This is a genomic window from Marinobacter suaedae, assembly GCF_030519635.1.
In the GTDB taxonomy this organism is placed as follows: Bacteria; Pseudomonadota; Gammaproteobacteria; order Pseudomonadales; family Oleiphilaceae; genus Marinobacter; species Marinobacter suaedae.
Window position 1 is genome coordinate 165,360 of record NZ_JAUMIS010000001.1, and the last position, 25,471, is coordinate 190,830.

The following is a 25,471-nucleotide window of genomic DNA, read 5'->3' on the forward strand; positions in this document are numbered from 1 at the left end:
CCTCTGAACAACCTGGTTTATTGAATGATCACCGGTGTGCCCGCCTCGACCCGCTCGAACAGGTCGATCACATCGGCATTGCGCATGCGCACGCAGCCATGGGACATGGGAATGCCCATGGGCTCGGTGTCTGGTGTGCCGTGAATGTATATGAAGCGGCGGAAAGTATCGACCCCGGCCCCCCGGTTTCGGCCGGATTCCAGGCCGCAAAGCCACAGAATGCGACTGAGTATCCAATCCCGCTCCGGGTGGTTGCTGGCCAGTTCGTCACTGTAGATTTCACCGGTTGGCCGGCGCCCGCGGAACACGGTGCCCAATGGCTGGTCGGCGCCAATCATTGCACGCACGTAGTGCTCGCCCTGCGGCGTACGGCCACTGCCGTCTTGCTCACCAACCCCGTTCAGGCCAGTGGAAACCGGGTATTCGGCCACCACACCACCGTCCGGCCCCGTCAGGGTCAGCGATTGGCGTGCGATACTGATGTTGATCTGGAGGGGGATGGAGGTATCACTCAAACCGGTCTGGCTCCCAACTGGCGGATGTATCCAGAGGAAGCCTAACCGAGAGGTGGGAAATCAGGCAACCGAGACCTTTTCCGATTGCGGGGGAACCAGCATGGCATCTTCCGCCTGCATACCCGCGGCAAGGAACGGTACCAGGCGGCTGGCGATCTCCTGTACCGTGGTTTCTACCCCCAGTTTGTTCTGCAGGATATCCCGGAGTGCATCGCTGCTGGACATGGTGAAGGCGGTTGCGCCCAGCATGAACTGGATGCGCCAGTAACGATCTACAGCAGACAGCTGCGGCGTTGCTTCCTTGAGCAGACGCATGAACCGGCCAAAGGGCTCGCTGTATTCCTGCTCGAGGAATTTGCGGAGATGGCCCTGGGACTGGGTATAGGCCAGGCCAAGCAAACGCATAAAGATGGAAATGCCCTTCTCGTTGCGCTGGGGCATGCGCACTGCGCTTTCGGTCAACGCCCAGAGTGTCTGATTAAGGGTTGGCGGCTTGCCTTCGCAACGGGCCTCGAGCGCATCAAATGCTGTTTCGAGGGTTGCTGAAAATGGCGTCAGAAAGCGGGCGAACACGGCGTGGATCAGCGCATTCTTCGAACCAAAGTGATAATTGACCGCGGCCAGATTTACATTGGCCTTGCTGGTAATCATGCGCAGAGAGGTTTCCGAAAAGCCCCGCTCAGCGAACAGCTCCTCCGCTGCGTCCAGTATTTTATCTACAGTGTCTGACTGCGCCATTTTATTGTCGAACCTCTAGCAAACGTCTGTTTGAAACATACGTTTGACGCCGTTTTATGTCAAGTTCGTGTCTCTGGCTCTGCAGCGACCTCCGGCCAGCCATGGTCAATGGCGGTCTGATCACCTCTGAAAAATACCTTATTGCCCACGGCTGCAGGCCTTTTCTGCCTCCAACATATACATAAGGTATAGACGAACATGCTTACGACGGCTCAGAAAGTGGGGCAACCGGCGCCTTGGCAAGCAAAGCCCGGCTCGCTATTCTGTGCCTCCCTCAGCAAACCACGCAGGAATCCCAGGAGGCACTTGTTATGTTCACAGGCATTGTTCAGGGCATCGCAACCATTGAGAACGTAACCGAAGCGCCCGGGCTCAGCACGTTTGCTATTCGCCTTCCTGACGACAAAGTCGATGGTGTGGCAATTGGCGCCTCGGTGGCCATCAACGGCACCTGCCTGACGGTGACCCGACAGGAAAACGAGACCCTCTACTTCGATGCCATGCAGGAAACCCTGCGTCTGACCACCCTGGGCGATCTCAACGCCGGCGACGCGGTTAATTTTGAGCGGGCCGCCCGAATCGGTGATGAAATCGGCGGTCACCTGCTGTCAGGACATGTTCACACCACCGCTGAAATCGTCGAAATTGTACGAACGGAAAACAACGTGACCATCTGGTTTGAAGTGCCACAGGCATGGACTCGCTACATTTTCCCAAAGGGTTACATTGCCATCAACGGTGCCAGCCTGACCATCGGTGAGGTGCGCGATAACCGTTTCAATGTCCACCTGATTCCCGAAACCCTGCGGGCAACCACGTTCGGCACGGTCAGCGAGGGCAACCGGGTGAACATCGAGATCGACAGTCAGACCCAGACCATTGTGGATACCCTGGCGCGCATGGGCTACGACCGCCCCGCTCCCACCCTGTAGGCACTACCGGAAGGCCGCCTCAAGCACCACAAACTTGGGGTTCGCATCCAGTTGGCGAACCACCGGGAAGAACGTACGCAGGCTGCGGTGATACCCCAGATGACGATTGCCCACCATCAGCAACCGTCCGGTTGGCGATAAATGCTTTTTGGCCTGCGCGAACAGCCGCAGGGCAATGTGATCACCCACGACGCCACCTTCGTGGAACGGCGGGTTCAACAGAATCCGCTCGAATTGGCCGGCGCCAGCATCAATGCCATCGGCATGAAGGCATTGAACGCGTGCCGACGGAAACGCCTCTGAGAGATTGCGCTGCGCGCTGGCCACCGCCTGACTGGAGACATCGCTGAAGGTCAGCTCCAGATCCTCCCGCTCCGTCAGCGCTGCCAGGCCAACCACCCCGTTACCGCAGGCAAGGTCAAGCACGCGGTCGCCCGCTGAGAGCACCGAGACCGACTCTCGAACATGAGGAAGAAAAAGGCGGGTTCCGATATCGAGTTTCTCTCGCGCAAACACCGCCGGAAGGGCCTGAACAGTCAGCTCGCTCCGATCCAGCGCATACCCTTTCCAGGCCCCGCTCCAATCCGTCAGACTGGCCGTTCCCGGCCGACATACAATCACTCGCGCTTTCTTGCGGGCCGGGCACACCTCTTCGGTTTGAACCGCCTGGGCAAAGACATCCACGCTGCGGTCCGGCAAGTGCTTGATCATGCCGCCCGCCAGCAGCAGGCCGTCATCCGCCAAAACACCATTCACCCAGCGCAGAAGCCACGCCAGGTAATCGCTGTGTCTCGGGATACGAAGCACAATCGCATGGTAGGGGCCTTCTGGTGGATTCAGCCAGCTTCGAACCGCGACCGGTGGCGGTAGCTCCGGATTGCGACGAGCGTTATCAACAAGGGCTACGGGAAGTACCGCGCTGTCGGCGACCACGTCTGGTCCAAATGCCGACAAACCGAGTGTTAACGCGCCGAACTGATCATCCACTACCAGAACACGCTGCATTTCCGAAGGTGTGATCCGGGCCACTGCCTCGGTCAGCAACAGCTCATCCGCAGCATCCCAGGCACGCAACGAAGCGGCCTTGCCGGGGCGGGAAAGCGAGAGATTTCCACCGGAGAAATCAAGTGTAGAAGCGGGCATTTCAGGGCACTCAACCGGAACTGGGTCACAGGAGGGGTATTCTAGGCTGATTATTCTAGAAATAAATCTTAACGTTGGAATCGTACAGGCAGTATCCCTTTTCCGGTTGGCTCCTATGTTCAAGGACGCGAACCTTCTTGCCCCTTACCCCAGGGGCTTTTTTCGTTTTGGCCACACGGAAATTGGTAACACAGAAGCCCATCAATGCTCGACGCGAGAACACGACAGCCGCCGGACTCATGAACCGTTCCCGCGTTGCCAAGGCCTCATTCACCGACTAAATTGCAAGGCCACAGGAGGTGAAACGGACCCGCCGGATGAAAGCGCTCTTTTTGATTGTTATCTACCTTGTCGCTGTCGCCCTTCCGTTGGTCCTGTCCGCCTGGGTGGGAGGCCCGCCTCGCCAGTTTCACCAGGAGCTGGCATCCGGCCTTGGCATTCTTGCCTTCTCGATGATCCTTGCGGAATTTATCCTGTCCGGCCGCTTCAAGAGCATTTCAAATGGCGTAGGCATGGATGTAACCATGCGTTTCCACCAGATCATGGCTCGCACGGCTCTGGCCTTTGCACTGCTGCACCCGTTTCTTTACCAGGGGACGCCTTCGGGTGGTCTGCGCCCCTGGGACCCGACCCGGGAATTGACGATCACGACGGAATTTTCAGCACTGTCGACAGGCATTGCGGCCTACCTTCTTCTCCCGAGCCTTGTTGTGCTGGCGATCGGACGCAAGCAACTGGGTTACAAATATGAGACATGGCGCCTTTTGCATGGCATTGGCGCATTCCTGATCGCCATTCTTCTGCTCCACCACACCGTTTCGGCAGGCCGCTACGGGTCGCAGCCCCTGATGACCTGGGTGTGGCTGGTACTGACGGGTGTGGCCGCCGGGTCCCTGTTGAGCGTTTACCTGCTGGTTCCGTTTCTGCAGAAGAAGCACCCCTGGCGGGTGACCTCAGTCGTCCAGTTAACGCCAAAACAATGGGAACTGATTGTACAGCCAGAGGGTCATCCCGGCCTTGACTACCGGGCCGGGCAGTTCGTCTGGCTCAATGTGGGTCATAGCCCCTTTTCGATGAAGGAGAATCCCTTTTCCGTTAGCTCAGCGCCGGCGGCCGGGCCGGCAATCTCCTTCATGATCAAGGAACTTGGCGACTTTACGCGAACCGTGGGCCAGATCAGACCTGGAACGCTCGCCTATCTGGATGGCCCCTACGGAAATCTGTCTGTCGATGATCGCACCGAACCCGGGGTCGCCCTCATTGCCGGCGGCGTCGGCCTTGCTCCGCTGCGGGGCATACTCAGGCAATTGCGCCTGACAGGCGATTCGCGCAAGGTGAAATTAGTCTACGGCAATCGGAGGTTCGACCAGATTGCCTATCGCGAGGAGCTGGATGCGGAGGGCGCGGTCTTTGTGCTGTCGGAACCGCCCGACACCTGGAATGGCGAGAAAGGCTTCATCGACGGTTCCTTGATGGATCGCGTGTTTTCAGAAGATGAGTTCAGAGAGTGGGTCTTTGTGATGTGCGGACCCGCGATCATGATGGATATCGTTGAAAACCACCTGATTGAGAGGGGCACGCCCTCTGATCGTATCCTTTCGGAGCGATTCGATTATGACTAATCCAATCAAGCGTGTGAGTCAGAGCCAGCGGGTTTCCTTGATCACCTGGACTCTGACGATCACCTTATGCCTGATACTGCTCGCTTTCGTGTTGCGCTAGCTGGTGCTCGCCTCTCAATCACATTCTGATCACAGCTAACGGCGGTTCTTCTGTCGAACCACGCTGGACAGGGGGCTAGCTTGCCCCCCATTGCGCTTACTGCCGATGCGCCAGCGCGTAGTCGATCGCGGCGCACACTGCGACGGCCTGCGCAGTATTGCATTGCTCGGGTGTTGCCCGCGGGCTATCCGGGTACACTTCGGTGGTGGTCCGGTAGCGGGCATCCGTCATACCGGCGCACAGGCCAAGCTTCTGGAGCGGGTACTGGATTACACCCCGGGCGACCATCGGTGAGCCGAACAATTCGCCTTTGTCATCGGCCGGCGCAATATGAGTGACCGGCTCCACCGCCTCGATCAGTGCCTGCTGGAATTCAGGCTGCGGGTTCTCGCTGTCATCCACCAGATAGAAACCATCGGGAATACCGCCCGGTTCAAAGGGCTTGCCATCGCGGGCAGCCAACGCGGGACGAAACTCGGTTTCATCGGTATCGGTGGTCTCGTGCAGGTCAATGTGCAGCAGCACCCGATCACGCAAGGGAGCCACCAGTCGCATGAGTGCTGCCGCTTCTTCAGCCGGACTGTCGTCGTGGAACGAGCGGTTCGGGTCGATGGCGTTGGCATTCCAGCGGTGGATACGCTCGTATCCCCAGGGGCTTACGCACGGCGCCACCAGTACGTTGACGCGGCCCGCGTAATCCGCCCCGTGCTGATCGATGAACTGCAGTGCCCCGTGCACACCACTGGTTTCATAGCCGTGTACTCCGCCCGTAACCAGCACAACCGGCAAATCCTCGTGCCACTCTCGACTGCGAATCGCCATTAAAGGATATACATCGGAGCCATACTCCAGACGGCCATACTCCTGGACGTCAAAACGTGGGCTCAGGCGACCGATGGCGCTCAGCACCTCGGATTCGTAACTCCGGTGGCGGGTCTGTCGTGACAACCATTCGGCGCGTTCTTCTTCACCCCAGGGGGTGCCGGGCGTGCCGATTGGATAGGTGGCGGGAGCCGTGTTCATGTCGCTTTTCTCCAGTGATGGACGATGCAGGCGGGCATTCTAGCATTCGCAGCGCCCCGCTCAACTTGGGACTTTCCACTGGACCAAGAAATCACCGTGTAACGTTACAAGGGTGCGTTTAGCGCTTCCGGAATGCCCGATAGACCGTGAACTTTCGATCTTCGTGCAGCCGCTCTGCCGGCCCGATGAAACGCTCGATGAGTGATTTGTAGGGAAGGAAGGTATTGGCCACCAGCCGCAACTCGCCCCGCGGGGCAAGATGTCGGGAAACGCTCTGAAGAAAACGCTCGGTCATTGAGGTATCGGTCTTTACCCCGGCGTGAAATGGCGGATTGGTGACAATGGCGTTCCAGGAACCTTCCACGCCCTCTAGACCATCGGAGGCGATGATGCTTCCCTGCGCACCCGCACGCTCATAGGTCGCCCTGGCACAGATAACTGCCTGGGACTGCACATCAATGCCATCCACCTGGCTCATAGGCAGCCCGTTCTTCTGTTGCCATCCCTGCAGCCAGGCACCAATCACCCCGGCGCCACACGCAAAATCCAGGACACGCTCACCAGCGACGGGAGCCTGATTCAAGGTATCCAGCAAAACAGCCGTGCCCTCGTCCAATTCACCCCGACTGAAAATTCCCGGCAATCCGCAAACCTCAACAGCCACGCCTTCCCGGCTAATGGAGTGCCAGGTCATCCAAGCCGTCAGATCAAAGCGATCCAGGGGCTCCACAGCCTCAGCACTCCAGATCTGGCAATGCCGGGCACTGTCCACCTTGATGGCATCTGGGGCGACGGCTTTAAGCTGCTTTACCGCACCGGCAATGCCTTCCTTTTTCTCCCCCAGGACCAGCAGTCGCCCGCCTGGGGCGATGATCTTTCGTGCTACCGCCAGCCGGAGATCCAGCTCGGCCCGAGCCTTGGGGAGAAACACAACAACTGTGTCAGCCTGGGCCGCATTCAGCTGCGGGTGATCGTAGCCAAAACACACCTGCCAGCCGGTTTGGCCGGCCAGCTGATTGGCGCACCCAACGTGATCGGTCATCACCAAGCCACCCTGTGGCAGCTTGGCCAGCAGTTCCGGCGCAGTGACGCCAAACAGGGCAAGCCGACCGGAGAGCACATGGTTTACCCGAAGCAGGGCCTGATGGGAGTTGGGCAAAGCGGACATAGCTGGAGTATTCCCGAACATGGGTAGGTTATGAGGCGAGATACTCTAACCGGAAATGCCCTCCAAGTCTCGCCCGAGGCGAAGCCCTGGAGGGTACGGTTTAAACAATGGAATGAGGGGCAGGTACGGTACTTACTTGTAGCGCGATACCGTGCCCACTCGATTGGAAAATAAGGCCAACATCGTCCGTGAACGCGCCACCCCATCCTGGGTGACGCAGACCACGAAGCATTTGACGCTATTTTTTATTTTCGCAATACAGAGTTTTGACCACCCTATTCCACTGGCTCAGTCGACTCCGGCTGATTGGCATGAATGGTGGTTTGCGCCAGATCCAACAGCTCACGCAAGGCCACCGAGAACATGGCGTATTCCGGTTCACGAACCGCCTTGAGTTCTGACAACATGGATTTCCAGCGGCGAACCAGTGCGCTATGGCGCTTGAGCCAGGCATCCACACTCTGAGGCACATCCTCTGGCGTGCCAGCCAGCTTGAGCACACCCACGGTGAGCGAGCGCTGCTGCCATTCCAGATCCTCACGGAAGCTTTCACGCGCCAGCGCCTGCCAGTGAGAGGTCGGCGAGAGCGTGGCAATGGCACGGGCGAACCAGTTCAGGTCCAACCGATCCCCCAGCTCATAGTAGAGGTTAGCCACAGTCTTGAGCGGCATGCCGGTGGCTTCCTGGGCCTCAATAATGCCGAGGGAGGAATACAGGTAATCGGTACCCGACACCACGGAGGCCAACTCTTTGCCGAGCCCGGCGTCAACCAGCTCCTTGTGTCGCTTCTCCCAGGCCGTGCGGGCATGATTACCAAGGTATTCCGGCAGGCTTGCCGTGATCTGCCAGACGCTGTCAGCAAACCGTTCCATATGGGCCTGGATATTCAGCTCGGCACGGCGATTACGCAGCAACCAGCGAACAGAGCGGCGCATCAACCGCATCAGATCCTGCATAAGATCCATCTGCAGCTGGGCCGGCACGTTGAAGTCCTGATCCTCGATCCTGTCCCACCAGTTATCGATCCGGAATACATCCCGGGCGATAATCCAGGCCAGCGCGATCGACGGCGCATCCGCGCCGGTAGACTGGCTCAGACGTTCCACAAAGGTGATGCCCATGTGGTTGACCATGTCGTTGGCAATCTGGGTCGCGATAATCTCACGCCGCAGTTGGTGCTCGCCTAACTCACTGGAGAACTTCTGGGTCAGTTTACGGGGGAAGACTTTGTACATCTCACTGGCCAGAAGCGGTTCATCCGGCAGTGAAGAGTCGGTCAGTGTTTGCTTGAGCCCCGCCTTCACGTAGGAAATCAGGACCGACAGTTCCGGGCGGGTCAGGCCCTTCTTCTCAAACTTACGCTCGGACAGGGTTTCGTCGTTCGGCAGGAACTCCAGCTCCCGGTTCAGCTTGCCCTCGTTCTCCAGGGTATTCATCAGGCGCCGGTATTCTTCGAGACGCTGGGCCGCGTCCTCGCTGGCGATACTGATGGCCTGGGTCTGGCGGTAATTGTTCTTCAGAACCAGAGCAGCGACATCATCGGTCATTTCCTCCAGCATGATATTGCGCTGCTTCCCGGTGAGGTCCCCCATGGCAACCGTCTGGTTCAGGAGAATCTTCATGTTGACTTCGTGGTCCGAACAATCGACGCCGCCAGCATTATCGATGAAGTCCGTATTCAGGCGACCGCCGCGCAACGCATACTCAATCCGGCCAAGTTGGGTAAGGCCCAGGTTTCCGCCCTCACCCACGACCTTGCAGCGCAGATCGGATCCGTTGATCCGAAGCCCGTCGTTTGCCTTGTCACCCACATCCGAATGAGTCTCGCTCGCCGCCTTCACGTAGGTACCAATACCCCCCACCCACAGAAGGTCAGCTTCTGCCTTGAGGATATGGCTGATCAGCATGTTGGGTGGCATTTTGTCCGCTTTGATACCGAGCAGCTTCTTCATTTCAGGGCTGATCGGAATGGACTTGGCGCTCCGACTGAACACCCCACCGCCCTTGGAAATCAGCTTGGTGTCGTAATCGGTCCACGCGGAACGGGGCATCTCGAACAGACGCTTGCGCTCCTTGTAACTCATTTCCGGGTTCGGATCCGGGTCGACAAAAATGTGGATATGGTTGAATGCTGCCACCAGTTTGGTTTTTTCGGAGCACAACATGCCGTTACCAAACACATCGCCGCCCATGTCACCAATGCCGATAGCGGTGAACTCGTCCAATGCCGGGTTTAGGCCCATTTCACGGAAATGGCGTTCGACCGATACCCAGGCACCCCGGGCAGTAATACCCATTTTCTTGTGGTCGTAACCGTTGCTTCCGCCAGAGGCAAAGGCATCCCCCATCCAGAAGCCGTATTCTTCCGACAAGCCATTGGCGATGTCGGAGAAGGTAGCGGTACCTTTGTCTGCAGCCACAACCAGGTAATGATCGTCCTCATCATGCCGCACCACCCGCTCGGGTGGCTTGATACCGGATTCCACCAGGTTATCCGTGATGTCCAGCAAGCCACGGATAAAGGTCTTGTAGGCCTCGATACCTTCAGCCTGGAACGCCTCCCGATTCGAAGGACTCGGCAGCCGCTTGGCCACGAAACCGCCCTTGGCGCCAACGGGCACGATCACCGCATTCTTCACCTGCTGGGCTTTGACCAGCCCCAGAATCTCGGTGCGGTAATCCTCAAACCGATCCGACCAGCGCAGACCGCCCCGGGCCACCTTGCCACCGCGAAGGTGCACACCTTCCACCCTCGGGGAATAGACGAAGATTTCGAACATCGGCAGCGGCAGTGGCATGTCCGGAATCTTCGAAGGATCCAGCTTTACGCTGATGTACGTCTTGTGCCCACCGTTTGCATCCGGCTGGTAATAGTTGGTCCGCAGGGTGGCCTGCATCAATTCCAGATACAACCGAAGCACCCGGTCCTCGCTCAGGTTCGCAACCTGATCCAGACCCGCGTTGAACTCGATTTCCAGTTTCTGCTGGGCCGCCTGAATCTGCGCTTCGCTATGGAAGCGGTCCGGATTGAAACGAACCTCGAAGTAATCCAGCAGGGTCCGGGTCAGGTCAACGTGGTTAACCAGCGTGTTGGAGATAAACCTCTGGCTGTTGGAGATGCGGATCTGCCGCATATACCGGGCGTAAGCCCTCAACAGCGCAATCTCCCGCCAGCTCATGTAGGAAGAGAGCAGCAGGCGGTTGAAAGAATCGTTTTCCGCCTCACCGTGCCACACCTTGCGGAACAGGTCCTCGAAGATCGGCCGGATGCGATGGATATCCACCACCCGCCCCGATGCGGCCTGAAGCGTGAAGTCATGGATCCAGACGGATTTGTCGTTGCGATCCACCACCTCGAACGGATGCTCGCCCAGTACCCGGAAGCCAAGATGGTCGAAAATTGGCATCACATCTGACAACGGCAGGGGCTCGTCCGGATAGAACAGCTTGAAGTGAAGCGTGCTCTCATCCTCTTCCAGCGCCCGGTAGAAACTCATGGCCAGATCGCCATTCTTAACCGATTCGGTAATGTGCTCCAGATCAATGGCCGCCCGGCGGGGAGAAAACATATCGATGTAACTGGACGGGAAACCAACGGACCAAAGCCGATACAGCTCGTTGCCCTGCTCTTCTCCGTAGGATTCGCTCAAGGCCTCGTTCAGGCCATCGCGCCAGGACTGGGCCAGTTCGATAACCTTGTCCCGGATTTCAGCCAGGGGAAGCTGACGGTTTTCAACCTGAGCCACCCGGATGGTGAACTGAACCCGGGCGAGTGGCGACTCGGAGAAGTGGGTAACAAACTCGATATCCTCAGCATCCAGGCGATCCAGCAGCACCTGCTCAACTCGAATGCGAAGTTCGGTGTTGTAGATATCCCTCGGGAAAAACGCCAGACAGGTAACAAACTGACCGTACACATCCTCGCGCATGAACAGCTCAATACGACGACGCTCCTGGATGTAGAGGATATCCTTGGCGACCTCTAAAAGCTCATCCGCTTCGATCTGGAACATTTCGTCCCGTGGGTAGGTTGTCAGAATCTGCTCCAGTTCCTTGCCCGCGTAGTCGTCACGCATAAAGCCGGACTGTTCCATCACACTCTCAACCTTCCGGCGAAGCAGCGGAATCTCGTCCGGCCGCTCGTTGTAGACCCGTGATGTATAGAGGCCAAGGAAGCGGCGTTCACCCACCACTTCGCCCTTGCTGTTGAATTTCTTGACCGCGATGTAATCGGGGTAAGCAGGACGGTGCACCCGGGAGCGCTGGGCCGACTTGGCGAAAATAAAGATGTCGTCCGTCCGGGTCATTTCGTGCCGGGTACGCTGAGGCAGCTCGTTCAGGCGCACACGATCCGGGCGCTCATTGTTGACACGCAGGATGCCCAACTCCGAGTTTTCAACCCGGCGCACCGCCATGCCGCTTTTGTCCTTGGCAAAGTCGTACTCGTCGTAGCCCAGGAAAGTGAAGTGATCCTCGACCAGCCAGTTCAGGAAGGCTCGGGCCTCGTCTTTTTCCTCATCACTGATGCCCGCCTTGGTCTCATTCAGCTCGTCCAAGATCTCGCAGACCTTGTTGGTGACCACCGGGAAGTCACCCACCGCAATGCGGACTTCCTCCAGGACCTCCTGCAGGACATCCTCAAGGACTTTCAGGTCTGCCGGATCACTGTGCCGGTCAATCTCCAGCACGATGAACGCTTCGTACTGAGTCTTTTTGCTCGGCTTCTGGCCTGTCAGCAGCTTGCTCAGCTTGCCATCGGTATCCCGGTCCACACGCAGGATGGAATACTGGATGGAATGGGTGCCGATCTCCCGCTGGTTGATCGCAATGCGCAGAGAGTCGATCAGGAACGGAATGTTCGGATGCAGAATGAAAACGACCGTGTGGGTCGACTGCCAACCATCGCTCTCCAGGTCCGGGTTGAACACCGACACCGGGGTTTCGTCCGCCTGGCGTTTTTGCAGAAACTGCCAGGACGCCAACACTGCCCCATAGGTATCGGAAAATCGGCGGCTGGTGAGCTCCTCCAGAGGGATATGGGCATAGTGCTGCTTGGCAAACTCACTGATTTTCTTGGCTTCTGTTTTTGCTATTTTCTGGGCGAACGCATCAGCCAACTGCTCAAAGAACTGATCCTTGCTGGCTACTGTCACTGCATTCATGTTTAACCTCGGTGACTGTGAAATAAACGTAATCGACGAAACGTCACATAAGGATAGTCAAACCCTTGATTTTTGCCGTTTAGACACCAAAACTGCGGCAACTACCTACGGACGATACACGTTGCTCGAATGAGCCAAAACACAAAGTGGGAGCATTCTTTTTCGATGTCGCTACAGCATACGTTCGGTGAGCTAAGATCGCAGTTAGCAAAACGGATAATTGGACAGGAAAAACTGGTTGACCGACTTCTGATTGCCCTTCTGGCCGACGGTCACCTGCTGGTCGAGGGAGCCCCCGGCCTCGCAAAAACCACCGCCATCAAAGCACTCGCCGATCACCTGGAAGGTGACTTCCACCGTATCCAGTTCACTCCGGACCTATTACCCTCCGACGTCACCGGTAGCGAAATCTACCGGGCGGAAACCGGCCAGTTCGAATTCCAGCGCGGGCCGATTTTCCACAACCTGGTTCTGGCCGATGAGATCAACCGTGCGCCGGCCAAAGTGCAATCCGCACTCCTGGAAGCTATGGGAGAAAGGCAGGTCAGCGTGGGACTCAAGACCTTTCCACTGCCGTCATTATTCATGGTTATGGCAACCCAGAACCCCATTGAGCAGGAAGGCACTTACCCCCTGCCGGAAGCCCAGCTCGATCGTTTCCTGATGCAAGTCATCATCGACTACCCTTCGGCCGATGCCGAGCGTGCGATCCTCCATCTGGCCCGCAACGATTACCGTCAGGGACAGCCGGATGCCAGCACAAAACTGTCAGCAGAACAGGTATTTGCCGCAAGAAACGAAGTGGCTGATCTGCACATGGCAGAACCCGTCGAACGCTATCTGCTGGCTCTGGTTCTGGCAACACGTAATGCTACTGATATCGATCCGGAACTGGCCCGCTGGACCGCCTTCGGCGCCAGCCCCCGGGGCACCATCGCACTGGATCGATGCGCCCGTGCCCTGGCCTGGCTGGACGGCCGGGACTACGTGACACCGGATGATGTGCGTGCTATGGCCTTTGACGTACTTCGCCATCGCATCCTGCTGACCTTTGAAGCCGAAGCCGAAGGCGTGACGGCCGACACGGTCATTCAGCGACTGATTGACCGGGTGCCCGTAACCGCCTGAACACGCGCCAACTGGACAGACTGATACCGCCACCATGGCTACCATTGATGCAGTAACTCACATCAGCCTGCCCGACCTGATTCGACTACAGGCGGACGCCCGGGCACTGAAACTGCCCTCGGCAAAGCCCGCCCGTGCGCGCCAGGCAGGCATGCAGCGCTCGCCACAGCGCGGCCGGGGCATGGCCTTTGCGGAAGTCCGGCAATATCAGCCCGGTGACGACATTCGCAGTATCGACTGGCGGGTGACCGCCCGGCGCCAGGCTCCCCACACCAAGCTCTATGAAGAGGAACGGGAACGCCCGATCATTCTGATCTGCGATCTTGGCCCCACCCTGTTTTTTGCCAGCACGGGTGCCTACAAACAGGTGCGTGCCGCGCAGGTTACCGGCCTGCTTGCCTGGCTGGCCTTGTGGTCCGGCGATCAGGTGGGTGGCATCGTATTCAATGGCAAAACATTGAGTGTTCAGCGCCCTGCCCGCCGGAAAAAATCGGTACTTCGCCTTCTGGACACCCTCGCCGAGCAACAACACAGTCCGAACGAAGAACCGGACGAACCGACTTCCGCACGGCCTGGTAACTCCCTGAACGACGCCTTGATGGAAGCGCGCCGGGTTGCACACACCGGCAGCCGGATCTTTGTCATCAGTGATTTCCTGTCAGTGTCTCCAGACACCGCGACCCACCTGGGCGTACTGGCCCGGCACAATGCCGTCAATGCCCTGCGCATAGTCGATCCCCTGGAGCAACAGTTGCCAGACCACGGTCGCTTCGCGGTCGCTGGCCCCCAGGGGCCGGTCTGGTTCGACGCCGGCAATCATCGCTTTCAGGAGGCCTGGCACCAAAAGGTGGCCGAGCACGAGGCGACACTGCAAGACTGCTTCCGAAAATCCCAGGTGGCAACAGCCCTGTTCTCCACCGGGGACGACCCCGCCAGTATCCTGAAAACCCTGCTTGGCCCCGGAGGCCGGATCGGATGACGCCACAGGATCCCCTCAGCGAACTTCGGGACATTCACCTTCCGGAAACCGGCGGCTTCTGGCCACCGGCACCTGGTTGGTGGGCGCTGGCTCTGCTACTGGTGATTCTGGTGATCGCGGGGTTCTGGCTGGTTCGCCGTCATCGGCAAAAAAATGCCTGGCGTCGCCAGGCCAGTGCCGAGATGGCCGAACTGGAAAAGAACCAGGTGCCAGACGCCCAGTGGTTCAGCCAGCTAAACAGTCTACTCAAACGTGCCGCACGGCAGCGTTATCCGGACCTGCATCCGGAGGCCCTGTCCGGTGAAGCCTGGATTGCTTTTTTGCTGGATAAAGCTCCGGGGGAACGCATTGCTTCCCGTCCGGTGGTTGAAGCCATGGTGCACGCTACCTGGCGACCGGACACTGCCGGAGACCCTCACCAGGCGCTTGAATTTGCCCGGCGATGGCTGAGGAAACAATCATGATCAGTTTTGCCTATCCCTGGCTTCTGGTGCTTGCCCTGTTGCCGTTGTTGGTGCGATGGCGCAAGCCCACCACCCAGACGGTTGATGCGCCTGTGCTACCCGTTGGCCACTGGTTATCGGACCTGCCGGGCGTCAGCCTGAGCGGGACAGCCACGCCACTCTGGCAAAGGGCATTGCTGTTACTCGCCTGGCTTCTGCTGGTGCTGGCACTGGCCCGCCCCCAGCACGTGGGAGAGCAGGTCCAGCAGCCGGTTTCCGGACGCGACCTGATGCTGGTGGTCGACATCTCTCCCAGCATGGACGAGCAGGACATGATCCTTCAGGGGCGCAGCATTAATCGTCTGCAGGCGGTCAAGCTGGTCCTGAATGACTTCGTTGCCAATCGACAGGGCGACCGTCTGGGTCTGATCCTGTTTGGCACACAACCCTACGTGCAGGCTCCGTTGACCTTTGATCTGAAAACCCTGCGCACACTGATGAGCGAAGCCGGGCTGGGCATGGCTGGCCGTGCAACTGCCATTGGTGATGCGGTTGGGCTGGCCGTGAAACGACTGCGTAATCGTCCCCAGGACCAGCGCGTTGTGATCCTGCTAACCGACGGCGCCAACACCGCCGGAGAGATCACACCAGACAAAGCCACTGAAATTGCCGAAGCGGCCAGTGTCCGCCTGTACACCATCGGAATCGGAGCCGACACCATGGTTCAAAGGGGCCTGCTTGGTTCCCGACGGGTGAATCCCTCGAGGGATCTGGACGAAGCCCTGCTGACTCGCATGGCGGAACAGACCGGTGGGCAGTACTTCCGCGCAAGAAGCTTGCCGGAGCTGGAACTGATCTACGAGAGCATCAACCAACTGGAACCAATTGAGCTGGAGGGCAAGTTCTACCGGCCGGTGACCGACCTGTATTACTGGCCAGCTGGATTAGCTGGCCTTCTGGGCCTGGGTATGTTCCTGGTCAGGATGATGCGATCCCGGCACCTGTCCAGACAGGCTGCCACCGGAGGCAATGTTCATGGCTGATTTTCATTTCCTGCGCCCCGCCTGGTTGCTGCTGATCCTGTGCCTGCCACTGGTGGTTCTGGTGTTGCGTCACCTGAGCCTTGGCGACAGCGGCTGGAGCCGGATTATTCCCCAACGCCTGCTGGCACCAGTGATACGACATCGGGGCTCAGCCGGAAAGACAGCACGTTCGCCACTGCTTCCGGTCACGGTGGCGGTCGTGGTGCTGGCCATCGCCCTGGCAGGCCCGGCCTGGCGTCAGGCACCCACGCCGCTCAAGCAACAGGGCGACAGCCTGGTCATTGTTCTGGACCTGTCACTGTCCATGCTGGCCACCGATGTGGAACCAAACCGACTCACCCTCGCCAAGCGCAAAATCCGGGACATCCTTGCCGAACGACAGGGCAACCTGAACGGTCTGATCGTGTACTCGGCCGATACCCATGTGGTCGCCCCATTAACCGACGACGGTAAAACCATCGAGGCCATGCTCGACGTGCTGGATCCGGTGATCATGCCAGCGCCGGGCAACCGCACGGACCTCGCCATCGCCCAGGCCCGAAACATGCTGGATAACGGGGCGCCCGGCAAAGGCCGGATCCTGCTGATTGCCGATGCGGTGGACGACCGTTATTTCTCCGCCATCGAAGAGACACTGGATGCCGGAGGCGTATCCCTGAGCACGCTGGTTGTTGGCACCAGCGAAGGGGGACCCATTCCACTGGCCAAGCGAGGCTTCATCCGGGATAACGGCAACATTGTCATCACCCGGGCCGACCCGGAGGGGATGGAGGATCTGGCGGAACAGACCGGTGGACGCAGCCATGGGCTGACACTCGATAACACCGACATTGATGCCCTCGCCCTCGCCTCATCCAAGCAGGACGACTGGCAGGACGAGGACAGCGGCGAGTCCATCAATCAGTGGCAGGACGACGGCTACTGGCTGCTCTGGCTGGCAGTGCCGCTGTTCCTGATCGGTTGGCGCCGTGGGGCCTTCGCGGTCCTCCTGCTCGCCACCTTGCCGATGGGACCGCAGCCCGCTCACGCAATGGAGTGGGACGAACTCTGGCAAAGGGAGGATCAGCGGGCACCGGAACTCATCAAGGATAATCCATCAGCGGCGTCCAGACAGCTTACGTCACCCGAATGGCGGGGATCTGCCCTGTACCGGTCTGAAAACTACGACCAGGCTGCGCGCGCCTTCGCACAATCAGACAGCGCCCGGGCCGACTATAACCGGGGCAACGCCCTGGCCCGTGCCGGTAAGCTGGAGCAAGCCATCGAGGCATACGACAGTGCGCTGTCCAAGGCGCCCGAGATGGACGATGCCCGGTTCAATCGGGATCTGGTCGAGGATCTGCTGGAGCAACAACAGCAACAAGATCAGGATCAGCAAGGCGGATCCGGCCCGCAGGATTCCGAGCAGAGCCAGGACAATCGTTCAGGTGGTTCTTCCGAGAGCAATGACCAGCAATCACAGTCCGAGCAACAATCCCCCCAGGAACAGTCTGAGGGGGAAGGCTCTGGCAATCAGCCACAGCAACCGGATACCACCGACCAGGCACGGAACAACAATCAGCAACCGGGCGCCCAGGGCGAGCAAACCGAACCCGAGCCGGCTGCCGGAGCAGCGGATTCCGGGGACAGCGCCCCCCGGTCTGCCGATCAGGTGGAAGCGCCAGCCCCCATCTCGGAAACACCGCTGTCCCAGGGCCAGGAGCAGTGGCTTCGACGAATACCCGATTACCCGGGCGGCCTGTTGAAACGCAAATTCCTGCAACAATATCAGGAACGTCAGACCCCATCAGACGAGGGCGATACACCATGGTAAAGAAGCTTTTTTTACCGCTGCTTCTGCTGTTTGCCGGGCTCTTGGTGAGCCTGCCTTCCCATGCCGAGGAATTACGGGTCGAACCCGATCGGAAGCGGCTCTACGAGGGCGAGGTTCTGACCCTCACCGTCACCGGTTCGATGAAACTGGACGTCAACCTGAGCAACCTGTTTGATTTCGACCTGTCGGATCTCCCCGCTCCCGATATCGACAAGCTGAAAAATGATTTCGACATCCTCGGTCGCAATCAGCGCTACAACATCCAGACCATCAACGGTGACATGGTGGGTGAACTCACCTGGACCTATCAGGTTGCCCCCAAGCGCACCGGTGCACTGACCATTCCGTCCCTGACCTTCAAGGATTCCAAATCGAAGCCCGTTACCATTGAGGTGGTCAGCGGCAGCCCGCCCGACCAGGATACCTCCGGCCGGGTGAGCTTCATTGAATTATCGGCGGACAAAGCCGAACTCTATGTCCAGGAGCAACTGACTTTCACGGTCCGCCTGTTTTTCAGTGGCCGGCTGATCCGGGGTGACCTGTCCGAACCCCGCCACCCCAATGCGATCATCGAACCTCTGGGTAAACAGCGGGAATATGCCCGTTACCGGGATGGCCAGCAGTACCGGGTGGTAGAACGACGTTACGCCATTTTTCCCCAGCGCCCGGGCGAGTTCTCACTGGCACCCATTCAGTTCGAAGGCCAGGCCCGCGATTCAGAAGGAAAGTTGCTGTTCCTGAGGGACAGCGAAGAGCTGTACAGCATTCCGGTGAAGGATGTCCCTGCGGAATTCACTGGCGATGTGTGGCTGCCAGCAAGTGCCCTCGCGCTGGAAGAAACCGGCCTGTCCGGCAAAGGCGAGATCTACATTGGCGACAACCTGACCCGTGAATTGGTACTGAGAGCGACGGGGCTGCCTTCCGAGGCCCTGCCCCCGCTTCCTGATGTCACGCCGGAAGGGATCAGGAGCTATCCGGAACAGCCGGAACGTTCCACCGAAGTAACACAGGAGGGGCTGGTGTCATCTCTGAAGCAGAGCTCCGCCCTGGTGCCGGTCAGGGCGGGCAAACTGACGCTGCCGGAAATCCGCATTCCCTGGTGGGATACCAGCACAGACACCCAGCGCACCGCAGTGATTCCCGCGCGTACCCTGACCATATCGGGGTCCGGAGCCGAGGCTGTTCAAGAGCCACAGAGTCCACAACAAGAGCCGTCACTTACTGATCAGGAAACCGAATCATCGGATGGCCCGGACCAGGAACCTGTCGGCTCTGCGGGCTTTTGGCCCTGGCTGAGCCTGGTGCTCGGGCTGGTCTGGCTGGGGACCCTGGCGCTGTGGTGGCGCTCACACCGTCGCCCTGATCGGGCGGACACGTCCTGCATCACACCGACGGACGGTTCAGAAAAAGCCTTATTCAGCGAGCTGACTCGGGCATCCCTGGACGGTTCCCAGCAGACTCCACAGTTGTTCATCCAGTGGATGAACCATCGTTTCCCCGGTCATGAGTTCAGGACGGTGAGCGAGGCAGTGGCGTGGAGTCAGGAAGAAACCGTAAAGATAGAACTGGGGCGTTTGCAGGAGCGACTCTTTGGTAGCGAGACACACGCAGGCGGATGGGACGGCAGTACGCTCGCGGACGCCCTGAATCGCCTGCGCCAGCGCAAACTGAATGACGCCAGAGAGACTGATTCCCTGCCGCCGCTCTACCCCGACAACCTGTCCGTATGATGGGGCACCAAGACCGGCAGGAGACCAGGACATTGCCGCCTGTGCCGGCGCCCCCTGGTCTTCCACCCTATTGAGATCAGTTCGTCAGCTGCTGGTTGATCACCAGTTCAACCGGCTGGCTCTCGCCATCCAGCACGTCAACCGGAGCATCCAGACGACCTTGCCAGTCACCGGGTTGTGGCATGGCACTGCCGGAGCGGCTCAGACGGGCAACCACCATAACCTGCTCAGCACTGGAGATGGTCGCATCCGGTGACATGGCGCTGCTGTCATCCAGACGGATCTCGGCCGGCAATGCGCCAGCGGTTAACCGCTTGATCGCCAGTGGCGGACCACCGGCACCGTCAACACGCCGGGCAAACACAAACAATGTGGTGTCGTCCGGCACTTGTTGCGCAAACGTATCCGCCAGCGATACCCGAACCGTCACTGACGGTCCTGCTGCCGAGTCCGCCACCTGCGGCGCCGGCGGCTCTTCACCAAGACGATTATAGGCCTCGCGAATACCGCCCTGAATGGACTCAAGCTGGGGATGATTCGGCGCAACCGTCACGATGCGCTGCCAGTAGTCGATAGCCTCGCGGTATTTCTGCTGGCTGAACGCGTGAATACCCAGCAAGCCAAGGGAGTTCACTTCATCCGGATTCAGGGCCCGGGCGGCTTCGATGGTGCCGGTGACCTGCTCGGTCATGGCTCCCTGGCTATCAAAGAACAACGCTTGTGCCGCCAGCCCCAAGGCAACTGAACGAGAATTATCGTCTTCAGCCACGTTATCGGCCAGGTTGCGAAACGCCCAGGCGGCATCCTCGTATCGTTCCAGGCGCATGTAACTCTGTCCCAGCATCGCCCACCCATCCGGATTGTCCGGACTGGCTTCCAGTTTGGCCCGGAGCTGTTCAATCAGCCCGGCCATCTGTTCATGGCGGGCACTGTCATCGGCCCCGAGTTCCTGCATGGCAATGAACTGTTCCACCTCGTCCATCGCCCCCCACTCCTGGTAGAGCAGATAGGATGCTGCCGGCACCAGCGCAACGGCCACCAGCGCGACTGCAATGGCACTCTTTCGGCCACTGACCACCGGGCGAGTCGTGGCGTCTTCCGGAATGTCCTCCAGCATGGTGCCGGCGAGTTCTTCCCGAAGCTGACGGTAGCCTTCGTCGTCCAGGTTTCCGGCCTCGTATTCCGCGTCCAGCTCCTGCAGACGTCCCTGATAGGCCATCAGGTTTTGCTGCTTGATATCCCCGCGGTCCTTGCCCTTCGGGCGATGGAACAACACCGGATACAGGACAAAGGCCAGCGCCAAGATGATGAGGATGGATGCGGCAATCCAGAAGGTTTGAGTCATGGAGTTTTCATCACAGATTCAGTATTGGGTACAACGAACAGGGCTGGAATCAGGCGTTCCGATTCTGTTCCAGCTCTGCCAGAATTTCTTCAGCCCTGGCCTTTTCTTCGGCGGACATGGGCTCCTCCTTGCCCGCATTCCTGCGGGAGCGGATCACCACACCGACAACCACCAGCAGGCCGCCCAGAACGGCCACGGACGGGGTAGCCCAGAGCAAGATGGTGCGCTGATCAACTTCAGGCTTGTAGCGAACAAACTCGCCAAATCGGGCCACCAGCGCATCGACGATTTCCTGATCGGAAGCACCGTCGCTCATCATCCGGTAAACCTCGGCCCGCATGTCTTTGGAGATGGGTGCGTTGGAATCCGCAATATTCTGGTTCTGGCACTTGGGGCAACGGAGTTCCGAGGTCAGATCCTGGAACCGCTGCTCCTCCTGCTGGGATTCAAACTGGTAGACGTCCGCATTCGCGGCCGCAGGACCGGCCAGCACCATCAGCAACAACGAGAGGAAAACATGGCGCATTACCCGTTCCCCCTGGCTTCGTTGATCACCGGCAGCAGTACGTCTTTCCAGACGTTCTGGTCAACAACGCCCACATGACGGTAGCGAACAACCCCGGCGGCATCGATAACGAAGGTTTCCGGTGCACCGTAAACGCCGAGGTCAAAACCCAGGGTGCCCTTGGGGTCATAGATGCTGGCGCTGTAGGGGTCGCCCAACCGCTCCAGCCAGGCCAGCGCCTCGGTGCGGGTGTCCTTGTAGTTAAGGCCAATGATGGAGACACCTTTTTCCCGGGCCAGCCAGATGAGGTCGTCATGTTCATCGCGACAGGCCGGGCACCAGGTGCCCCACACATTCAACAGCTGAACCTTGCCTTTGAAAAGCGACTCGTCGAGCTGCTGCTGCGAATCGTGCAGATCCTGCAGGGCAAAGGTCGGTACCGGTTTTCCAACCAGGGCAGATTCAAGCTTGGTGGGATCCTTGCCAATGCCGGCAAAAAGAACCACACCAAGCACCAGCGCGATCAGCAAAGGCAGAAACAGCAAAAACCGCCTCATGAATAGACTCCTGCAGGCTTGTCAGAATCGGGTGCAGGCTTGCCAGACTCCTTGGTTGCGGCCGCCTTGTGGCGCAGTCGGTACCGGCGATCAGAAATGGCCAGGAAGCCGCCAGCCGCCATAAAGAGAGAGCCAAGCCACAACCAGCGGACCAGCGGCTTGTACTGTAGACGGATGGCCCAGGCCTGATCGGAGATGCGCTCGCCAATGGCCACGAATATATCCCGGAACAGACCCGCGTCGATATCGGCCTCGGTCATCACACTCATTCCAACCGAATATTGGCGCTTTTCCGGATACAGAGTGGCTACCCGTTCACCGTCCAGTATCACATCAAACCCGGCGTACTGGGCAGTGAAGTTCGGTCCCTGCCGTTCTCCCACATCCCGGAACACAAACTGATAATCCCCGACGGATGCCACATCCCCGGGCACCATCCGTACATCCCGGGCGATGCCGTAGTTGGACACAATGGTTGCACCGGCCATGGTGATGGCCAGACCAAGGTGGCCGAGAATCATGCCGTAATAGCTGCGGGACTGACGCTTCAGACCATGAAGCCGGCCTTTCCGGGACGAGGATTTATCCCACAGATCCCAGAACGTCGCCAGGGCCACCCAGGTGGAAGTAAACACGCCCACGAAGGCCCAGGGCTTGAAACCGCCATAGGCCATCAGCGTTGCCGCCGTCACCAGCACGCTCACGCTCAGTGGCCAGAGCAGCTTGCGCCCCAGCCAACCGCCATCCGTTCTTTTCCACCGAGAAAATACTCCCGCACCCAGAAGCAAGCCTGCAGCCACCGCCAGCGGGCTGAAGGTGAGATTGAAGAACGGTTCGCCGATGGACAGCTTGCCCAGTTCCAGGTAATCGAGCACCAGCGGATACAGGGTTCCGATCGCCACCAGCAGGGTAGCGGAAACCAGCAACACGTTGTTGAGGAGCAGGAAAACTTCCCGGGACAAGCCGCCGTATCGGGCACGCACGTGAACTACCGGGGCCCGGAAGGCATAGAGCGTCAGACTGGCAATGACGGTAATGGCCAGCAAACCGAGCAGGAAAACGCCCCGCTCCGGGTCCGACGCAAAGGCATGAACGGATGTCAGTACACCAGAGCGGACCAGGAAGGTGCCCAGCAGGCTCAGGGAGAAAGTGACGATGGCCAGCAGAACCGTCCAGCTCTTGAACACACCCCGCTTCTCGGTCACCGCCAGGGAGTGCATCAGTGCTGTGCCTGACAGCCAGGGCAAAAGCGAGGCATTCTCCACCGGATCCCAGAACCACCAGCCACCCCAGCCAAGCTCGTAGTATGCCCACCAGCTTCCAAGCGCGATCCCGATCGACAGGAAGGCCCAGGCGACGGTCGTCCAGGGTCGGGACCAGCGCGCCCAGGCAGCATCCAGCCGACCGTTGATCAAAGCGGCGATGGCAAAGGCAAAGGCGACGGAAAAGCCCACATACCCCATGTAGAGCATGGGCGGGTGAATAATCAGGCCAACGTCCTGCAGCAATGGGTTCAGGTCGGCGCCATCGGCAGGCACATTCGGCAAGATACGGTCAAATGGATTGGACGTGATGATGATGAACAGCAGAAAACCAACGGTGATCATCCCCAGAACCGACAGCACCTGGGAGATCATCACCGGCGGCAAGCGGCGGCTGAAGATAGCGACCGCCAGGGTCCAGCCCGCCAGCATCAGTATCCACAGCAGCAACGACCCTTCGTGACCACCCCAGACCGCACTGAACTTGAAGTACCAGGGCAGCAGGCTGTTGCTGTTATTGGCCACGTAGGCGACCGAGAAGTCATCCGTCAGGAAGGCGTAGGTGAGCACCGCGAAGGCCAGGCCGACAAACACAAACACACCAGACGCCAGCGGCCGGGCGAACGCCTGAAGGGTATCCCGTCCGGTGACGGCACCTACCAGGGGCACGACTGACAGAAGCCCTGCCAGCAACAGTGACAGAATCAGTGCGAGCTGTCCGAGTTCCGGGTACATCAGTGCCCTCCAGTCAGGGTAAATACATTAAATCAGTAAGTTGTGGCCGTGCCTTCCGGTCCGGTATTGGTGGCGGATTTGCCGGCCTTTTTTAAAGCCTCAGCCACTTCCGGCGGCATGTAGTTCTCATCGTGCTTGGCGAGCACCTGGTCCGCCACGAAACGACCGTTTCCGTCCAGCCGGCCCATGGCAACCACGCCCTGCCCCTCGGCGAACAGATCCGGCAAAATGCCTTCGTACTCAACTGGCACGGAAGCGTTGAAGTCGGTTACCCGAAACATCACTTTCAGGGTTTCGGTATCACGCTCGACAGAACCCTCCTCGACCATACCACCGGCACGTATACGAACGTCCACCGGTGCTTCACCCGCCGCAATCTGGGACGGATCGTAGAACAGGTTGATGTTCTGGCGCAGGGCGTAGGTGGTCAGCCCCACCGCAATGGACAGTCCTGCCAACAGGAACAGAACGATGGTCAGCCTTTTTTTACGAATCGGATGCATTAACTACCTGCTCATTGCTCTTGGGAAATATTGACGCGCGAAAACGTCGCGGCGGGCTTATGATCCCGGGTTTGCTTGCCGCCCTCTGATTCATAGGACCGACGACAGGATTGGATCACCGCATTGTGCTTGCGGACCGACAATACCACCAGGAACACCATCACCAGAAGAAACACACCGTAGCAGGTCCAGACGTAGGGCCCGTGCCCGTCCATGTGAATCAGGGCCGTCAGCGAATCAAACGCCATGTCATGCCCTCCCCGCGCTGATGTATTCGCGAACCCAGCGGGTACGCTGTTCCCGCACCAGAATCTCAGTTTTCATACGTAAACAGGCCAGCCAGCCAAAAAACAGGTACAGCCCCAGGACGGACAGCAACAGGGGCACCCACATTTCCGCCGGCATGGACGGCTTTTCCGTCAATTTGAAGGTGGCCGGCTGATGCAGGGTATTCCACCACTCCACGGAGTATTTGATGATAGGGATATTCACCACCCCGACCAGAACCAGCACCGCGACCGCACGGGCTGCCGATTTTTCGTCGCTGATCGACCGGTCCAGAGCGATGACTCCGCCATACAGGAACAGCAGGATCAGCATGGAGGTCAGTCTGGCGTCCCAGATCCACCAGGTACCCCAGGTCGGCTTGCCCCAGACCGCCCCGGTAAACAGGGCAAGGAAGGTCAGCAGTAGGCCCACCGGCGCCACTGCCTTGACAAAGACATCCGCCAGTTTCATACGCCACACCAGTGTGACCACCGCCGCCACCGCCATCATGATGTAGACGGACTGGGCGAGGAATGCCGACGGCACGTGGATAAAAATGATCCGGTAACTGTTGCCCTGCAGGTAATCCTTGGGCGCAAAGAACAAGCCCCAGACCAGTCCCGCAGCTAACAACAGCAACGCTGCAGCCAGCAACCACGGCATCAGACGGTTGGCGATACCGAAAAACCATTTGGGCGAGCCCAGCTTATGGAAAAACTGCCACATCAGATGGATACCCTGTTACTCATAAACGTTTT

General features: G+C 59.0%; 21 protein-coding genes. 8 read left to right on the forward strand and 13 right to left on the reverse strand.

Going from position 1 to position 25,471, the window contains the following annotated elements; all coding sequences use genetic code 11:
* Positions 1-17 precede the first annotated feature (17 nt).
* Together QVZ43_RS00670 and QVZ43_RS00675 are read right to left on the reverse strand one after the other, a co-directional pair.
* The gene (locus QVZ43_RS00670) at positions 18-515 is read right to left on the reverse strand and encodes a L,D-transpeptidase (protein WP_223793841.1); all 498 of its coding nucleotides are present in this window, start codon (positions 513-515) and stop codon (positions 18-20) included.
* Between the two features lie 60 nt (positions 516-575).
* Entirely contained in the window at positions 576-1,253 is a 678-nt protein-coding gene (locus QVZ43_RS00675) for a TetR/AcrR family transcriptional regulator (protein ID WP_223793842.1), read from the reverse strand.
* Positions 1,254-1,564: 311 nt separating this feature from the next.
* Between QVZ43_RS00675 and QVZ43_RS00680 the strand changes: the two genes are divergently transcribed.
* On the forward strand, positions 1,565-2,185 hold the full coding sequence (locus QVZ43_RS00680; protein WP_302908474.1) for a riboflavin synthase subunit alpha: 621 nt from the start codon (positions 1,565-1,567) through the stop codon (positions 2,183-2,185).
* A 3-nt stretch (positions 2,186-2,188) separates the two neighbouring features.
* Here QVZ43_RS00680 and QVZ43_RS00685 read toward each other — a convergent pair whose 3' ends face one another.
* Positions 2,189-3,328, reverse strand: a complete 1,140-nt coding sequence (locus QVZ43_RS00685; RefSeq protein ID WP_302908475.1) for a class I SAM-dependent methyltransferase — start codon at positions 3,326-3,328, stop codon at positions 2,189-2,191.
* Positions 3,329-3,645: 317 nt separating this feature from the next.
* Here QVZ43_RS00685 and QVZ43_RS00690 point away from each other — a divergent pair, with 317 nt between their 5' ends.
* On the forward strand, positions 3,646-4,950 hold the full coding sequence (locus tag QVZ43_RS00690; protein ID WP_302908476.1) for a ferredoxin reductase family protein: 1,305 nt from the start codon (positions 3,646-3,648) through the stop codon (positions 4,948-4,950).
* 196 nt (positions 4,951-5,146) lie between these two features.
* Here QVZ43_RS00690 and QVZ43_RS00695 read toward each other — a convergent pair whose 3' ends face one another.
* The 3 genes from QVZ43_RS00695 to QVZ43_RS00705 form a co-directional block, all read right to left on the reverse strand.
* The gene (locus tag QVZ43_RS00695) at positions 5,147-6,073 is read right to left on the reverse strand and encodes a M14 family metallopeptidase (RefSeq protein ID WP_302908477.1); all 927 of its coding nucleotides are present in this window, start codon (positions 6,071-6,073) and stop codon (positions 5,147-5,149) included.
* Positions 6,074-6,191: 118 nt separating this feature from the next.
* Positions 6,192-7,241 (reverse strand): class I SAM-dependent methyltransferase, encoded by a 1,050-nt coding sequence (locus tag QVZ43_RS00700; RefSeq protein WP_302908478.1) that lies wholly within the window; start codon positions 7,239-7,241, stop codon positions 6,192-6,194.
* A 275-nt stretch (positions 7,242-7,516) separates the two neighbouring features.
* On the reverse strand, positions 7,517-12,403 hold the full coding sequence (locus QVZ43_RS00705; RefSeq protein WP_302908479.1) for an NAD-glutamate dehydrogenase: 4,887 nt from the start codon (positions 12,401-12,403) through the stop codon (positions 7,517-7,519).
* A 165-nt stretch (positions 12,404-12,568) separates the two neighbouring features.
* Between QVZ43_RS00705 and QVZ43_RS00710 the strand changes: the two genes are divergently transcribed.
* The 6 genes from QVZ43_RS00710 to QVZ43_RS00735 are packed head-to-tail and all read left to right on the forward strand — an operon-like array spanning position 12,569 to position 19,539.
* Positions 12,569-13,531 carry an AAA family ATPase gene (locus QVZ43_RS00710; RefSeq protein ID WP_223793849.1) on the forward strand — a complete coding sequence of 321 codons (963 nt, stop codon included), beginning with the start codon at positions 12,569-12,571 and terminating at the stop codon, positions 13,529-13,531.
* Positions 13,532-13,565: 34 nt separating this feature from the next.
* Positions 13,566-14,510 (forward strand): DUF58 domain-containing protein, encoded by a 945-nt coding sequence (locus QVZ43_RS00715; RefSeq protein WP_302908480.1) that lies wholly within the window; start codon positions 13,566-13,568, stop codon positions 14,508-14,510.
* Positions 14,507-14,974, forward strand: a complete 468-nt coding sequence (locus QVZ43_RS00720) for a DUF4381 domain-containing protein (RefSeq protein WP_302908481.1) — start codon at positions 14,507-14,509, stop codon at positions 14,972-14,974. Before QVZ43_RS00715 ends, QVZ43_RS00720 begins: the two co-directional genes overlap by 4 nt.
* Positions 14,971-15,996 (forward strand): VWA domain-containing protein, encoded by a 1,026-nt coding sequence (locus QVZ43_RS00725; protein WP_302908482.1) that lies wholly within the window; start codon positions 14,971-14,973, stop codon positions 15,994-15,996. Before QVZ43_RS00720 ends, QVZ43_RS00725 begins: the two co-directional genes overlap by 4 nt.
* Positions 15,989-17,809, forward strand: coding sequence for a VWA domain-containing protein (locus tag QVZ43_RS00730; protein WP_302908483.1), 1,821 nt, complete (start codon positions 15,989-15,991; stop codon positions 17,807-17,809). Before QVZ43_RS00725 ends, QVZ43_RS00730 begins: the two co-directional genes overlap by 8 nt.
* Positions 17,803-19,539 (forward strand): BatD family protein, encoded by a 1,737-nt coding sequence (locus tag QVZ43_RS00735; RefSeq protein ID WP_302908484.1) that lies wholly within the window; start codon positions 17,803-17,805, stop codon positions 19,537-19,539. Before QVZ43_RS00730 ends, QVZ43_RS00735 begins: the two co-directional genes overlap by 7 nt.
* Before the next feature lie 76 nt (positions 19,540-19,615).
* Here the strand turns inward: QVZ43_RS00735 and ccmI are convergent, their stop codons facing one another.
* The 7 genes from ccmI to ccmC are packed head-to-tail and all read right to left on the reverse strand — an operon-like array spanning position 19,616 to position 25,439.
* On the reverse strand, positions 19,616-20,884 hold the full coding sequence (gene ccmI, locus QVZ43_RS00740) for a c-type cytochrome biogenesis protein CcmI (protein ID WP_302908485.1): 1,269 nt from the start codon (positions 20,882-20,884) through the stop codon (positions 19,616-19,618).
* 49 nt (positions 20,885-20,933) lie between these two features.
* Positions 20,934-21,410, reverse strand: coding sequence for a cytochrome c-type biogenesis protein (locus tag QVZ43_RS00745; RefSeq protein WP_302908486.1), 477 nt, complete (start codon positions 21,408-21,410; stop codon positions 20,934-20,936).
* Positions 21,410-21,946, reverse strand: coding sequence for a DsbE family thiol:disulfide interchange protein (locus QVZ43_RS00750; protein WP_223793857.1), 537 nt, complete (start codon positions 21,944-21,946; stop codon positions 21,410-21,412). Before QVZ43_RS00750 ends, QVZ43_RS00745 begins: the two co-directional genes overlap by 1 nt.
* A complete protein-coding gene (locus QVZ43_RS00755; RefSeq protein WP_302908487.1) occupies positions 21,943-23,943 on the reverse strand; it encodes a heme lyase CcmF/NrfE family subunit in 2,001 nt (666 codons plus the stop codon). Before QVZ43_RS00755 ends, QVZ43_RS00750 begins: the two co-directional genes overlap by 4 nt.
* 32 nt (positions 23,944-23,975) lie before the next feature.
* Positions 23,976-24,446 (reverse strand): cytochrome c maturation protein CcmE, encoded by a 471-nt coding sequence (gene ccmE / locus QVZ43_RS00760; RefSeq protein WP_302908488.1) that lies wholly within the window; start codon positions 24,444-24,446, stop codon positions 23,976-23,978.
* A gap of 11 nt (positions 24,447-24,457) precedes the next feature.
* Positions 24,458-24,694, reverse strand: coding sequence for a heme exporter protein CcmD (gene ccmD / locus QVZ43_RS00765; RefSeq protein ID WP_302908489.1), 237 nt, complete (start codon positions 24,692-24,694; stop codon positions 24,458-24,460).
* 1 nt (position 24,695) lies between these two features.
* On the reverse strand, positions 24,696-25,439 hold the full coding sequence (gene ccmC / locus QVZ43_RS00770) for a heme ABC transporter permease CcmC (protein ID WP_302908490.1): 744 nt from the start codon (positions 25,437-25,439) through the stop codon (positions 24,696-24,698).
* Positions 25,440-25,471: the final 32 nt, after the last annotated feature.